Here is a 13,829-nt window from a genome sequence, read left to right as displayed (position 1 = left end):
GAAGGAGTTGACGTGGGCCTGCAACGCTTCGAGCGCAAGTTGGAAGGTCTGGTCGGCAACACCTTCGCGCGCGTGTTCGGCGGCAACGTCGTGCCCCAAGAGGTGGCACAGGCGCTGCAACGGGAGGGTGACAGCAACATCCGCGAGCTCGCGGGTGGCAGACTGCTAGCCCCCAACCACTACAAAGTGCTGCTCGGACCTCAGGACCACGAACGTCTTGCGGGCGATGAGCAGGATGAACTACGCATCACCCAGCTTCTCGCAGAGGGCCTGCGAGAGCACCTGGAAGAGTCCGGATGGGATACCTATGGTGACGTCGTAGTCTCCCTGGAGCGCTCCGAGGCGCTGCACACCGGACAGTTCCGAACCAGCTCGTCCGTCGACCCCGACGTGAAAGCGGCCAGCCGACGGTCAGCACCACCTCGCACCGCAGGAGACCGATCCATGAGCCAGCCACCCGGCTACGGACAAGGACAGGGCCAGCCCGGCCAGGACCCTTATGGTCAGGGCGGCTACGGCCAGCAGGGTTACGACCAGCAGGGCTACGGCCAGCAACAGGGCTATGGCCAGCAGGGGTACGACCAGGGCTACGGCCAGCAGCAGGGCTACGACCAGGGTTACGGCCAGCAGGGCGGCGGCTACGGCGGCGGCCAGCAGGGCTACGACCAGGGCTACGGCCAGCAGCAGGGTTACGACCAGGGTTACGGCGGCGGCCAGCAGGGCGGCGGCTACGACCAGGGTTACGGCCAGCAGCAGGGCTACGGCCAGCAGGGGTACGACCAGGGCTACGGCCAGCAGGGCGGCGGCTACGACCAGGGTTACGGCCAGCAGGGCGGGTATGACCAGGGTTACGGCCAGCAGCCGGCCTACGGCCAGCAGGGCGGCTACGACCAGGGTTACAACCAGGGCGGATACGCCCCTCCCGCCACCCAGGGCGCCAACCGCCAGCTCAACGCGACCCTGCACCTCGACGACGGTTCCAACCGCACGTACAACCTCAAGCAGGGTGGAAACGTCGTAGGACGTGGGCAGGAAGCCGACTTCCGCCTCCCGGACACGGGTGTCTCCAGGCGCCACCTGGAAATCTCCTGGGACGGGCAGAATGCGATGCTCGCTGATCTCGGTTCGACCAACGGCACCACGGTGAACGGCACGCCAGTGCAGACTTGGCAGCTCGCGGAGGGCGACGTCGTCCGCATCGGCCACTCGTCACTGGTCTTCCGCACCGCGGGCTGAGGTCGATACGGGCGTCGGTAAGCAACTCAAGGCAGGAGCGGTTACAACCGGTGCCAGAGCTGGTGATGCAGCTGACCAGAGCGGGCTTTCTCGTGCTCCTCTGGCTGTTCGTGCTGGCCGCACTCCGTGTGGTCCGCTCTGATCTCTACGCTGCCTCGGGACTTCGGGCATCAGGTCTGCCCGGTTTCCGGAGGTCCGAGAAGTCGGCGAGGGGAAGCAAGGCGCCGCGTCAGCTCGTGGTCACCCACGGGGCGCTGACCGGTACCCGCATCTCGCTCGACGGCAGGCCGATCCTGATCGGCCGCGCTGACGACTCCACTCTCGTCCTGGACGACGACTTCGCGTCGACCAGGCACGCGAGGCTGTCCATGCGCGGCACCGACTGGTACGTGGAGGACCTCGGCTCCACGAACGGCACCTACCTAGACCGAGCCAAGGTCACCGCACCCCTGCGCGTACCTCTCGGCACCCCGATCCGCATTGGCAAAACGGTGATCGAGCTGCGCTCATGACCTTGGTTCTTCGATACGCGGCCCGCAGCGACAGGGGCCTGGTTCGCTCCAACAACCAGGACTCCGTGTACGCGGGCCCTCGCCTGCTCGCAGTCGCCGACGGCATGGGTGGCCACGCCGCCGGTGAAGTCGCGAGCAAGGTGGTCATCGCCTCGCTGGCCCACGTCGACGACGACGAGCCTGGCGACGACCTCCTCGGCAAGCTCCGCGACGCGGTCGCGGCCGGCAACGGCGCCATCTCCGAACTGGTCACGAGCGACCCGGACCTGGAGGGCATGGGCACCACGCTCACGGCCATCCTGTTCGCGGGCAACAGGCTCGGGCTGGTGCACATCGGCGACTCGCGCGCGTACCTGCTCCGTGAGGGCATGTTCGCGCAGATCACGCACGACGACACGTTCGTCCAGTCGTTGATCGACGAGGGCCGGATCACGCCGGACGAGGCCGCGAGCCACCCTCAGCGCTCGTTGCTGTTGCGCGCCCTCACCGGCCACGACTTCGAGCCGAGCCTCACTGTGCGCGAGGCGCGCGCCGGCGACAGGTTCCTGCTCTGTTCGGACGGCCTGTCCGGTGTCGTCTCGCAGGAGACGCTGGACGAGGCGATCCGCATCCCCGACCCGCAGGCCTGCGCGGACCGGATGATCGAGCTCGCGCTCAAGGGCGGCGGCCCCGACAACGTCACGGTGATCGTGGCGGACGTCGAGGACGTCGACTTCGGCGACGACTACCCGATCGTCGGCGGCGCGGCCGGTGACGGCAGCGAAGAGCACAACACGCCGCCGGACTCCGCGGCCTCCAGGGCGAGCGCGCTCACGCAGCAGCGCCCGCCGATGCCGCAGCGGATGGAGGCACCGCCGCCGCCACCGCAGGACCCGAAGCGCAAGAAGCGCAACGCCATCAAGGCGTTCGCGATCATCTTCGTGCTGCTCCTGCTGACCGCCGTCGTGGCGGTCGGCGGCAAGCTGTGGCTCAACACCCAGTACTACGTCGGCGCCACCGAGGACGGCCAGGTCGCGATCTTCCGCGGCCTCAACGGCACCGTGCTCGGCTTCAAGCTGTCGTCCAAGGTCGAGGACTCGTGCCCGCCCGGATCGACCGGCTGCACGCCGATCACGTTGAAGGACCTGCAGGAAGGTGGTCGCAAGACCATCACCGCGGGCATCCGCAGCGACAACGGGATCGACGGCGCGCGCGCCGCGGTCAGGCTGCTGCGCACCGAGCACCTGCTGCCGTTGTGCAAGGACACGTCGTCGACGTCGAGCAACCAGGCCAGCCCGACCAGCCCGACGAGTCCCACCACCACGACCACCACGCCACCGGCGAACGGTTCGCCGAACCCGGAGACCCCGACGAGCGAGTCGTCGCCCACCACCGGGCAGAAGGTCGGCGTGGAATGCCGGGAGGGTCCGTAGTTGAAGGGCTCGTCCGTCCCCGCCGGGGAAGGCTCACCAGCCGCGTCGGTGGCGACCAGCACGTCGCCGGGATTGCGCCCGCCGACGCGGCGCGGTACCGAGCTGGTGATGCTCGCGTTCGCGGCCGGACTCGTGACGCTGGCGCTGATCCTGGTCGAACTCAACCAGGAGCGGTCGCTGAGCCTGAGGATTCTCTGGCTCGGTCTCGCGTACCTCGGTCTCTTCGGCGCCGCCCACCTCGCCGTGCGCAGGTGGGCGCCGTACGCCGACCCGGTGATCCTGCCGTGTGTCGCGCTGCTCAACGGCCTCGGTCTGGTGGTCATCCACCGGATCGACCTCGCGTTCGAAGGCGTCACCCTTCCGGACGGCACCGTGTGGGACCCGGTGGCGTTCAAGCAGGTCGTCTGGACGGGTATCGGATTGGTGCTGTTCGCGGCGACGCTGAAGTTCCTCTCCGACCACCGCACGCTCGCGCGGTTCGGCTACACGTTCGGCCTCGCCGGACTCGTCGCGCTGATGCTGCCCGGTGTGCTGCCCGGCTTCATCGCGCCCGAGATCAACGGCGCGAAGATCTGGCTGCGCATCGGCCCGTTCTCGATCCAGCCGGGTGAGTTCGCCAAGGTCCTGCTGATGGTCTTCTTCGCCGCCTTCCTGGTGTCGAAGCGCGATCTCTTCACCGTCGCCGGCCGCAGGTTCCTCGGCATGGACCTGCCGCGCGCGCGTGACCTCGGCCCGCTGTTCGCGGCCTGGGGTGTCGCGGTCGCGGTCATGGTGCTGCAGAAGGACCTCGGCTCCTCGCTGTTGTTCTTCGGCATCGTGCTGGTGCTGCTCTACGTCGCCACCGAACGCGCGGCCTGGGTCGTGCTCGGCGTCGGCATGTTCTCCGGTGGCGCGGTCATCGGGTGGAAGCTCTTCACGCACGTCCAGCAGCGCGTCGCGAACTGGCAGGACCCGATCGGGCGCTACGACATCCTCGGCGGCGGTTACCAGATCGCGCAGTCGCTCTTCGGTCTCGCGACCGGCGGCATCGGTGGCGCCGGTCTCGGTGCCGGCCGCCCGGAGATGATCCCCGAGCGGAACACCGACTTCATCGCCGCCGTGATCGGCGAGGAGCTCGGGTTCGTCGGTCTCGCCGCGGTGCTGCTCATCTACATGGTCATCGCGCTGCGCGGCCTGCGCGGCGCGATCTCGGTGCGCGACAGCTTCGGCAAGCTGCTCGGCGGCGGTCTGGCGTTCGCGCTCTGCTTCCAGGTGTTCATCATCGTCGGCGGTGTCACGAACCTGATCCCGATGACGGGTATCACCGCGCCGTTCCTGTCCTACGGCGGTTCGTCGCTGCTCGCGAACTACATCCTGATCGCGTTGCTACTGCGAATTTCTGCCGCGGCGAGGGCCCCGCAGCGGGCTCCCAAGCCGAAACCGCAACAACCGGCTATCGCCGACCAGCACACTGTGATGGTGGAGCGTCCCAAATGAACACACCGCTCCGCCGTGTCGGCATCGCCATGATGGTGATGATCGTCCTGCTCCTCGGCAACGCCACCTGGGTCCAGGTGATCAACGCCGACGAGTGGCGGCTCGACCCGCACAACAAGCGGGTGCTGCTCGACGAGTACGCCCGCAAGCGCGGTCTGATCACGGTGGCCGACGGCACGGTGATCGCAGACGTCAAGGAGACGACGGACCGTCTCCGGTACCTGCGCACCTACAACAACGGCCCGGCGTACGCACCGGTGACCGGATACCTGTCGGTCATCTACGGCGCCTCCGGCATGGAGCGCGCGGAGAACGACCTGCTGAACGGCTCGGACGACCGGCTGTTCGCCCGCAGGGTCTCCGCGCTGATCACCGGCCGTGACCCGGTCGGAGGCAACGTCCAGCTCACGCTCGACTCGAAGCTGCAGCAGGTCGCGTACGACCAGTTGACCGCGAAGGGCTTCACCGGCTCCGTCGTCGCGATCAAGCCGGCGACCGGCGAGATCCTCGCGATGGCGAGCACGCCGTCCTACGACCCGAACCGTCTCGCGAGCCACGACTCGCAGGAGCAGCAGGCGGCGTGGAAGGAACTCACCGCCGACGGCAACGGCACCCCGCTGATCAACCGCGCGACGCAGGGCCTCTACCCGCCCGGCTCGACGTACAAGGTGGTCGTCGCGGCCGCCGCGCTCGCGGACGGCCAGACCAAGGACTCCCAGTACACCGCGGCCGGCACGATCAACCTGCCGGGCACGTCGAACGCCCCGTTCCCCAACTTCAACGGCCAGCCGTGCGGTGGCGGGCAGACTGCCTCGATGGAGCTCGCGCTCGCCAAGTCGTGCAACACGGCGTTCGGTGAGATGGCGGCCAAGGTCGGCAAGTCCAAGCTGACGGCGCAGTCGAACAAGTTCGGCTTCAACGACTCCGACCTGAAGGTGCCGCTGCCGGTCGAGACCTCGGTCCTCGGCGCGATCCCGGACGAGGCGGCGCTCTACCAGAGCGGCATCGGCCAGCGCGACGTGCGCGTGACGCCGCTGCAGAACGCGATGATCGCGGCGACGATCGCCAACGGCGGCAAGCGGATGCAGCCGTACCTGGTGTCGAAGGTGCTCGGACCGGACCTCAAGCAGATCGGCGAGACCAAGCCCGACGAGCTCGACACCGCAATGACGTCCGCGAACGCGGCCACGCTGCGCGACATGATGATCCAGTCGGAGGTCAACACCGGCGGCGAGGGTCGTCTGGCGAACATCCAGGTGGCGTCGAAGACCGGCACCGCCGAGCACGGCGAGAAGGCGTCGGAGAACAAGCCGCACGCCTGGTACATCGCTTTCGCGCCAGCGCAGAAGCCCGAGATCGCCATCGCGGTGATCGTCGAGGACGGTGGCGACCGCGGTCTGGGTGCCACCGGTGGCAAGGTCGCCGCGCCGATCGGGCGTGCCGTGATGAACGCGTACCTGGCGGGTCGCTGATGCTGACCACGGGCCAGCTCCTCGCCGACCGCTACCGCCTCACCAGGCGGATCGCGGTCGGTGGCATGGGCGAGGTCTGGGAAGGCGCCGACGAGCGGCTCGACCGCCGAGTGGCCGTGAAGGTCCTCAAGGCCGAGCTCTCCGGCGATCCCGAGTTCCTGCACCGCTTTCGCACCGAAGCGCGGATGACCGCGTCGCTCAACCACCCCGGCATCGCGTCGGTGCACGACTACGGCGAGACCGCGTCCGTCACCGACGGGCCGGAGGACACCGCGTACCTCGTGATGGAACTCGTCGAGGGCGAACCGCTCGCGACCATCATCTCGCGGGGCAGGCTGACGGCGGACGTGACGCTGGATCTGCTGGAGCAGACCGGAAACGCGCTGCAGGCCGCCCACGAACGCGGGCTCGTGCACCGGGACGTGAAGCCCGGCAACATCATGGTCACGCCGTCGGGGAAGGTGAAGATCACCGACTTCGGCATCGCGAAGGCCGTGGACGCCGCACCCGTGACGCGGTCGGGCATGGTCATGGGAACCGCGCACTACATCGCACCCGAGCAAGCTCTTGGTGGCGAGGCCGAACCCGCGAGCGACGTTTACTCGTTGGCGGTGTGTGGTTACGAATGCCTTGCCGGACACCGGCCTTTTCTCTCGGACAACGCGGTGACCGTCGCGATGATGCACATCCGCGACATCGCCCCGCCGTTGCCGCCGGACGTGCCGCCCGGTGCACGTGCGTTGATCGAGGCGACGCTGGTGAAGGACCCGCGGCAGCGCTACCGCACGGGCGGCGAGTTCGCCGCCGCGGTCAGCGCGGTGCGGGTGGGCCAGCCGCTGCCGACGCCGTCCGGGTTCACCATGCCCCAGATGCCGCCGCAGCAGATGGCACCGCCTCCGCCACCACCGCAGGTCTCGCAGCCGCTGCCGGTTCCGCCGCAGATGGCGCACCACCAGACCGGCCCCGCGCGTCCCGGTACGCATCCCGGCCTGCGACCGGCGCACCAGACCGGGACGTTCGCGCCCATGCCGACGCCACCGGGGAGAAACCGGACCGTCGTCTGGGTTATGGTCGCTCTCCTGGTGACCGTGCTGCTGGTGCTCGGCGTGGTCGTCGTCTGGAAGCTGACCATCAAGCCGAACGACGGCAACGGGCAACGTGGCCTACAGACCACCTCGAGCCCGGTGAACCCACCGGCGAGCGGACAGGCCAAACCCGACTCCGCCGACCGGATACCGGGCAACGTGCCGAAGCGGATCGACGAGGACGACTACATCGGGCGTTCCGGCGACGAGGTCAGGACCGAGCTGATCGACCACGGCCTGGAGCCCAGGGTGCAGACCGCGCAGGGCACAACGCCGGGCGACCTGAAGAAGTGCCGGGTCACCGCCATCGCGCCGACAGGCGACTTGGCGGCTGGCTCGCAGGTGAGGGTGACGTGCGCGCCATGAGCAAGACCAGAACCGAGTTGGGAACACCGTCGACGAGGAGCGGGACGAAGCACCGATGAGCACTCCGCGACTGCTCTCAAACCGCTACGAACTGGGTGAGACCCTCGGGTACGGCGGTATGTCCGAGGTCCACAAGGGGCGGGACGTCCGCCTCGGCAGAGACGTGGCGATCAAGGTGCTGCGCGCAGACCTCGCCCGCGACGCCCAGTTCCAGGAACGCTTCCGGCGTGAGGCGCAGAACTCTGCCGCCCTGAACCACCCCGCGATCGTCGCCGTCTACGACACCGGCGAGACGCAGACCGAGTACGGCCCGCTGCCCTACATCGTCATGGAGTTCGTCGACGGGCGGACGCTGCGCGACATCGTCAAGACGCAGGGCCCGCTGTCGGGCAAGCGCGCGATGGAGGTCATGGCCGACGTCTCGGCCGCACTCGACTTCAGCCACCGGCACGGCATCGTCCACCGCGACGTGAAGCCGGCGAACGTGATGATCACCAAGTCCGGCGCCGTGAAGGTGATGGACTTCGGCATCGCCCGCGCCGTGCACGACGGCCAGGCCGCGGTCACCCAGACCGCCGCGGTGATCGGCACCGCCCAGTACCTCTCACCGGAGCAGGCGCGCGGCGAGTCCGTCGACGCCCGTTCCGACGTCTACGCCGCCGGCTGCGTGTTGTTCGAGCTGCTGACCGGCGAGCCGCCGTTCACCGGCGACTCCCCCGTCGCGGTCGCGTACCAGCACGTGCGGGAGGACCCGAAGTCTCCGTCGTCGCTGAACCCGAAGGTGTCGCCGCAGCTCGACGCGATCGTGCTGAAGGCGATGGCGAAGGGTCCTGCCAACCGCTACCAGTCGGCCGCGGAGATGCGGGCCGACCTGGTGCGCGTGCTCTCGGGCCAGCGTCCGTCCGCGCCGGCCGTGATGACGGCCGAGGACCGCACGGCCGTGATGAACGAGCAGGCGTCGCGCGCTCCTCGCACCCAGGTGATGTCCGGTGGCGGTGGCAGGCATCGTCCCGCGGCGTTGAAGTCGGAGCCGGAGGACGACTACGACCCGGCCGTCGACGAGGAAGAGGAGCGGCGCGCCAAACGCAAGAAGGCCATCATGATCACGCTGGTGGTCATCCTGTGCATCGCCGTGCTCGGCCTTGCCGCGTGGATCACCAGCAACCTCATGAAGACCAGCAGCCCGACCACCGACAAGGTGTCTGTGCCGTCGATCACCGGCCGCACTCCCTTGGAGGCCAGGGAACTGGTGACGAAGGCCGGCCTCGTGCCGCAGCAGCAGGAGATCGCCTGCGAGCCGGGTGCGAACGGCGCACAGGCCCCGTGCACGGCCGACCAGATCTCCAAGGTGGTCAGGAGCGACCCACCGGAGGGCACGCAGCTGACGAAGGGCGCGCAGGTCACGATCTTCGTCGGTGCGCCTCCCGGTGAGTCCACCGTGCCGGACCTGAAGGGCAAGACCCCGCAGGAGGCGCAGGCGATCGTCGACAAGGACCCCGGTGGCTTCAAGCTCCAGCAGAGCGCGGAGGCCATCGAGGTCGACGACACCAAGCTGCAGGGCAAGGTCGCGTCGCAGAACCCGGAACCCGGCCTGAAGCTGAAGAAGGGCGGCACGATCAACTTCCAGCTCGGCAAGGCACCGGACAAGCAGAATGTGCCGAACGTCGTGGGCAGCAACGTGAACGACGCCAAGCAGACGCTGGAGGGCTCGGGCTTCAAGGTCAGCATCGAGCAGGTCGACGGCGTCAAGCCCGAGGGTCAGGTCGTCTCGCAGAACCCGCAGGGCAACAGCAAGGTGCCCAAGGACACGGTCGTCACGCTGAAGGTCTCGAAGGGCAACCAGATCGAGATGCCCGACCTGACCGGCCTGAGCCAGAAGGAAGCCGAGAACAGGCTGAAGTCGCTGGGCTGGAGCGGAAACCTGAACATCCAGCAGCAGCAGGTCAGCGATCCGTCCCAGGACAAGGCGGTGCTCTCGCAGAACCCGACCAAGGGCTCGCCGATCACCAAGGGCGCGACGGTGACGCTCACCGTCGGCAAGTTCGGGATCGTGACGACCTAGCGTCGTGAACGTGCAGGGGCGGCTTCCTTCGTGGGAGCCGCCCCTTGTTTTGTTACTGGCGGGCGGCCGCGGCGAGCGTGCGCATGCCGTTCTCGAGCTGCGCGACCGTGGCCTCGGGCACCTCGTAGCCGCAGACCTTCAGCCAGTTGGCGAGCATCCGGTGACCGCCGTCGGTCAGCACCGACTCGGGGTGGAACTGCACACCCTCGACCGGAAGTTCCTTGTGGCGCATGGCCATCACGATGCCGCTCTCGGTCTTGCCGGTGACCTCGAACTCCGCGGAGATCGTCTCCGGCAGCACCGTCAGCGAGTGGTAGCGCGTCGCGATGAACGGTTTCGGCACGCCGTTCAGCACACCGTTGCCCTCGTGGAAAACGATGCTCGTCTTGCCGTGCAGCAGTTCGGGCGCGCGGTCGACCGTCGCGCCCCACACCACACCGATCGCCTGATGGCCGAGGCACACGCCGAAGACCGGCTTGCCGGTGTCGGCACACCGCTTGATCACGTCGATGCTCGACCCCGCACGCTCCGGTGTACCGGGCCCAGGGCTGACGAGCACGCCGTCGACCTTCGCGATCTCGTCGAGGTCCACCTCGTCGTTGCGCCGCACGACGCACTCGGCCCCGAGCTGGGCGAGGTACTGGACCAGGTTGTAGACGAAGCTGTCGTAGTTGTCGACCACGAGCACGCGCATGTACGAAGCCTAGTCGGTCGCGTCGAGTGAGTTAGCTCTCGTCCACCTTCAGGTTAGGCTACCCTAAAATAGGTGTCATGAGTCGTCCCTTGCGCGTCGCGGTCGTCGGCGCGGGTCCGGCCGGTGTGTACGCCGCCGACATTCTGACCAAGTCCGACGTCGACGTGCAGATCGACCTCTTCGAGAAGCTGCCGGCGCCCTACGGCCTCGTCCGCTACGGCGTCGCCCCCGACCACCCCCGCATCAAGGGCATCGTCGGCGCCCTGCAGAAGGTGCTCGACAAGCCGCAGGTTCGCTTCTTCGGCAACGTCGAGTACGGCGTCGACGTCAAGCTCGACGACCTGCGCCAGCTCTACGACGCGGTCGTCTTCTCCACCGGAGCGTCCGCTGACCGCTCGTTGGACATCCCCGGCATCGACCTGCCCGGCAGCTACGGCGCCGCGGACTTCGTGTCCTGGTACGACGGCCACCCCGACGTGCCGCGCACCTGGCCGCTGACCGCCACGTCGGTCGCGGTGCTGGGCGTCGGCAACGTCGCCCTGGACGTCGCGCGGATCCTCGCCAAGACCGCCGACGAGCTCCTGGTGACCGAGATCCCGTCGAACGTGTACGAGGGTCTGGCCTCGTCACCGGTCACCGACGTGCACGTGTTCGGCCGCCGCGGCCCGGCCCAGGCCAAGTTCACCCCGCTGGAACTGCGCGAACTCGACCACTCGCCGAACGTCGAGGTGATCGTCCACGCCGAGGGCATCGAGTTCGACGAGGCCTCGATGGCCGCGATTCGCTCGAACAAGCAGGTCGAGATGATCGTGAAGACCCTCCAGGAGTGGGCCATCCGCGACGTGGGCAACCGCCCGCGCCGCCTGCACCTGCACTTCCTGGAGGCCCCGGTCGAGGTTCTGGGTTCCGATCGCGTCGAGGGCCTGCGCACCGAAACCCAGGAACTGACCGGCGACGGCAGCGTCCGAGGCACCGGCGTCTTCACCGACTGGGACGTCCAGGCCGTGTACCGCGCCGTCGGCTACCTCTCCACGCACCTGACCGACATCCCGTTCGACCACGTCTCGGGCACGATCCCGCACCGCGCGGGCCGCGTACTGGATCTGGACGAGGTGCCCATGCCCGGCGTCTACGTCACCGGCTGGATCAAGCGCGGCCCGATCGGCCTCATCGGCCACACCAAGGGCGACGCGCTGGAAACCGTCACGAGTCTCCTGGAAGACGCCGCGTCACTCCCCCGCGCCACCTCGGCCTCTCCGGACGCCATCGTGCAGTTCCTCGAGCAGCGCGGCGTGCCGTTCGTGACCAACGAGGGCTGGCGCAAGCTCGACCTGCACGAGATGGCGCTGGGCGCCGCCGAAGGCCGCGAGCGCGTGAAGGTCGTGTCGCGCGAGGAGATGACCGCGATCTCGAACGGCTGACCGCCGTTCCCCGATGAAGCCGCCGTCGTGTGTGGGCGCGATGGCGGCTTCACATCTCGGTCGCGGTCGCTCGGCATCTCGCCGACGAACAGGTCGGGGCACCGCTCACTGGGTCGTGACGTTGTTGAACGGCAGCTTCGGCTCCGCCCACGGGAACACCACGAACATCAGCAGCGCCACGACGCCGACGACGAGCACGACGGCCTCGATGATCCGCAGATACAGCGGGCCCGGCAGGTGCCGCCAGATCCAGCCGTACATCAGCCCTCCGTCATCTCTGGCGGCACGAAGCCGTCGGCCACCGGGTAGCTCTTGGTCTCGATGGCGTGCACGATCAGGCGCTGCCGGTCGGAGAAGCGCGGGTGGCAGGTCGTCAGCGTGAGCAGGCGGGCCTGCTTCTCCGGGGGCACCGTGGCGTTGACCTGGTGCGGGATGGACGCGATGACCTCGCCCTGGGTCGGCACGACGATTTCCTGGCCCACGGTCTTGGCGTAGGCGTCGCCGAGGGTCGTGGCCAGCGGGGCCACGCCGGCGCAGGCCGCATCCTTCGACTTCGGGTTCGAGGCCCAGCCCGCCACCTCGTTGCTCATGGGGAGCACGCGGTAGACGAACCACTGGGTCTGGGTCTGCACGACGACGGCGTTGCAGGACTGGAGCAGGTCGAGGTCGTTGAACGGGGCGCCCTTGCCGACGCGGTGGCCGGCGATGGCGAAGTTGCCGGGTTCGCCCGGCTGGGCGGTGTCCTTGTAGTGGCCGGGGCCGATCTCGAGGTGCTTGTCGGTGGTGCCCTCGACGACCGAGAACTTCCAGTCGTTGCCGAAGATCGGGATGTACATCTTCGCGAAGGCCTTGCCCTCGATGAGGGTGGTCTTGGCCTTCCGGTTCGGGTCGGACGGGGGTGGCGTCACGACGTTCGAGCTCCACTCGGAGTCGAGCGCCGCGGTGGCCTCCTCCTGCTTCTCCGCGGAGAGCAGGTCGGTTACGTAGACCTCGTAGACGACGAACAGCAGCACGACCATGCCCATCGTGATGAGGGCCTCGCCGAAGCCGCGCACCGCCTTGCGCGCGAAGCTCTCCGGCGGCGGAGCGGGCTGGTCGTCCTCGTCGTCGTAGTAGTCGTCATCGTCGTAGTACTCGTCGTCGTAGTCGTCCTCGTCCTCGACGCGCGGGATGACCTCGGTGGGCGGATCGACCGGGCGTGGACGGGGCGGACGCGGCGGCATTCCCCGCGGAGGCTGACCCATGCCCCGCGGCGGTGTTCCCGGCGGCGGGCCCTGCTGCATGCCGCGGGGAGGCGTGCCGGGCGGAGGGCCGGCAGGACGGCGCGGAGGGTTCAGGCTTCCCGAGAAAGCGCTGGTGAACTGGGTCGCGTCGGGGGGCGGCAGCGGGCGCGGTGACGGAGTGGCCCGCACGTGCTGCAGGTCGTCACGACGGGGTGCAGGACGCCGTGGAGGCGGCTGCTGCGGTCCCGAGTTCACCTGAGAACCTCCGCGCGGACTGTGAACTGAAAACAACTGCGTCTGCCAGGTGGTTCGCTCACCACCTTCGCTACGTTAACGTGTCTCCCGAGTAGTGCACGTAAACTTGCGTCACTCACGGATATCCACGTCAGGCGAGGACAGCATGCCCAAGTCGAAGGTCCGGAAGAAGGCGGTCTACACCGCACCCACTGACCGCCGCACCCCGGTCAAGGTCAAGGCAGCGGGGCCGTCTCACCCGGTCTACGTCGTTGTCATGCTCGGCTTCATGCTGCTCGGCCTCGCGTGGTTGGTCGTCAACTACATCGCGGCCGAGAAGATCCCGTTCATGCTCGAGCTGGGCGCGTGGAACTTCGCCATCGGCTTCGCACTGATGATCATCGGTCTGCTGATGACGATGCGCTGGCGCTAGCCAGGCGAGTCACCGTTCGTACAGGTCGGCCCGGACGTCACACGTCCGGGCCGACCTTTGTTATCACTGGGTTCACCTGGTTCATCTCAGCGTCACCGAAGCACACGGCTGTAAGTCATCCCCATTGGGGACAAGTCCTGTGGACAACTTTGCGAGAAAATGCACAAGCGTTGCTTTCCCCTCACGCGGTGCCGTTCAGTTGT

12 protein-coding genes are annotated in these 13,829 nt (G+C 68.1%); 9 read left to right on the top strand and 3 right to left on the bottom strand.

Features of this window, described 5'->3' with window-relative positions:
• The first annotated feature begins 12 nt into the window (after window positions 1-12).
• Genes JOD27_RS06925 through pknB form a run of 7 tightly spaced genes read left to right on the top strand, consistent with a single transcriptional unit; the run spans window position 13 to window position 9,621 of the window.
• Entirely contained in the window at window positions 13-1,236 is a 1,224-nt protein-coding gene (locus tag JOD27_RS06925; protein WP_204761303.1) for an FHA domain-containing protein, read from the top strand.
• A gap of 50 nt (window positions 1,237-1,286) precedes the next feature.
• Complete coding sequence (locus JOD27_RS06920; protein ID WP_030465595.1) at window positions 1,287-1,748, top strand: FHA domain-containing protein FhaB/FipA; 462 nt, start codon at window positions 1,287-1,289, stop codon at window positions 1,746-1,748.
• Complete coding sequence (locus JOD27_RS06915; protein WP_204761302.1) at window positions 1,745-3,160, top strand: PP2C family protein-serine/threonine phosphatase; 1,416 nt, start codon at window positions 1,745-1,747, stop codon at window positions 3,158-3,160. Before JOD27_RS06920 ends, JOD27_RS06915 begins: the two co-directional genes overlap by 4 nt.
• Window positions 3,161-4,636, top strand: a complete 1,476-nt coding sequence (locus JOD27_RS06910) for an FtsW/RodA/SpoVE family cell cycle protein (protein WP_239566642.1) — start codon at window positions 3,161-3,163, stop codon at window positions 4,634-4,636. It begins immediately after the preceding gene.
• Window positions 4,633-6,108 carry a peptidoglycan D,D-transpeptidase FtsI family protein gene (locus JOD27_RS06905; protein WP_204761301.1) on the top strand — a complete coding sequence of 492 codons (1,476 nt, stop codon included), beginning with the start codon at window positions 4,633-4,635 and terminating at the stop codon, window positions 6,106-6,108. The genes JOD27_RS06910 and JOD27_RS06905 overlap by 4 nt, the downstream gene beginning before the upstream one ends.
• Window positions 6,108-7,559, top strand: a complete 1,452-nt coding sequence (locus JOD27_RS06900) for a serine/threonine-protein kinase (RefSeq protein ID WP_204761300.1) — start codon at window positions 6,108-6,110, stop codon at window positions 7,557-7,559. The genes JOD27_RS06905 and JOD27_RS06900 overlap by 1 nt, the downstream gene beginning before the upstream one ends.
• A gap of 55 nt (window positions 7,560-7,614) precedes the next feature.
• A complete protein-coding gene (pknB, locus tag JOD27_RS06895) occupies window positions 7,615-9,621 on the top strand; it encodes a Stk1 family PASTA domain-containing Ser/Thr kinase (RefSeq protein ID WP_204761299.1) in 2,007 nt (668 codons plus the stop codon).
• 52 nt (window positions 9,622-9,673) lie between these two features.
• On the opposite strand, the gene JOD27_RS06890 is transcribed toward pknB, so the two are convergent.
• A complete protein-coding gene (locus JOD27_RS06890) occupies window positions 9,674-10,315 on the bottom strand; it encodes an aminodeoxychorismate/anthranilate synthase component II (RefSeq protein ID WP_204761298.1) in 642 nt (213 codons plus the stop codon).
• A 77-nt stretch (window positions 10,316-10,392) separates the two neighbouring features.
• Here JOD27_RS06890 and JOD27_RS06885 point away from each other — a divergent pair, with 77 nt between their 5' ends.
• On the top strand, window positions 10,393-11,736 hold the full coding sequence (locus JOD27_RS06885; RefSeq protein WP_204761297.1) for an FAD-dependent oxidoreductase: 1,344 nt from the start codon (window positions 10,393-10,395) through the stop codon (window positions 11,734-11,736).
• Between the two features lie 105 nt (window positions 11,737-11,841).
• On the opposite strand, the gene JOD27_RS06880 is transcribed toward JOD27_RS06885, so the two are convergent.
• On the bottom strand, window positions 11,842-11,997 hold the full coding sequence (locus JOD27_RS06880; protein WP_204761296.1) for a hypothetical protein: 156 nt from the start codon (window positions 11,995-11,997) through the stop codon (window positions 11,842-11,844).
• Complete coding sequence (locus tag JOD27_RS06875; protein WP_239566641.1) at window positions 11,997-12,980, bottom strand: class E sortase; 984 nt, start codon at window positions 12,978-12,980, stop codon at window positions 11,997-11,999. The genes JOD27_RS06880 and JOD27_RS06875 overlap by 1 nt, the downstream gene beginning before the upstream one ends.
• Window positions 12,981-13,359: 379 nt before the next feature.
• Here JOD27_RS06875 and crgA point away from each other — a divergent pair, with 379 nt between their 5' ends.
• Complete coding sequence (gene crgA / locus JOD27_RS06870) at window positions 13,360-13,626, top strand: cell division protein CrgA (protein ID WP_030465604.1); 267 nt, start codon at window positions 13,360-13,362, stop codon at window positions 13,624-13,626.
• Window positions 13,627-13,829 lie beyond the last annotated feature (203 nt).

The organism is Lentzea nigeriaca (genome assembly GCF_016907955.1).
Lineage (GTDB): Bacteria > Actinomycetota > Actinomycetes > Mycobacteriales > Pseudonocardiaceae > Lentzea > Lentzea nigeriaca.
The sequence above is the reverse complement of the archived record's forward strand: the minus strand, read 5'-3'. Positions and strand labels throughout refer to the sequence as shown.

Bases quoted from the DNA above. Each gene is read 5' to 3' on its own strand.
- crgA (WP_030465604.1), top strand. From the start codon at position 13,360: ATGCCCAAGTCGAAGGTCCGGAAGAAGGCGGTCTACACCGCACCCACT.
- JOD27_RS06915 (WP_204761302.1), top strand. From the start codon at position 1,745: ATGACCTTGGTTCTTCGATACGCGGCCCGCAGCGACAGGGGCCTGGTT.
- JOD27_RS06900 (WP_204761300.1), top strand. From the start codon at position 6,108: ATGCTGACCACGGGCCAGCTCCTCGCCGACCGCTACCGCCTCACCAGG.
- pknB (WP_204761299.1), top strand. From the start codon at position 7,615: ATGAGCACTCCGCGACTGCTCTCAAACCGCTACGAACTGGGTGAGACC.
- JOD27_RS06885 (WP_204761297.1), top strand. From the start codon at position 10,393: ATGAGTCGTCCCTTGCGCGTCGCGGTCGTCGGCGCGGGTCCGGCCGGT.
- JOD27_RS06905 (WP_204761301.1), top strand. From the start codon at position 4,633: ATGAACACACCGCTCCGCCGTGTCGGCATCGCCATGATGGTGATGATC.
- JOD27_RS06875 (WP_239566641.1), bottom strand. From the start codon at position 12,980: ATGGGTCAGCCTCCGCGGGGAATGCCGCCGCGTCCGCCCCGTCCACGC.
- JOD27_RS06890 (WP_204761298.1), bottom strand. From the start codon at position 10,315: ATGCGCGTGCTCGTGGTCGACAACTACGACAGCTTCGTCTACAACCTG.
- JOD27_RS06880 (WP_204761296.1), bottom strand. From the start codon at position 11,997: ATGTACGGCTGGATCTGGCGGCACCTGCCGGGCCCGCTGTATCTGCGG.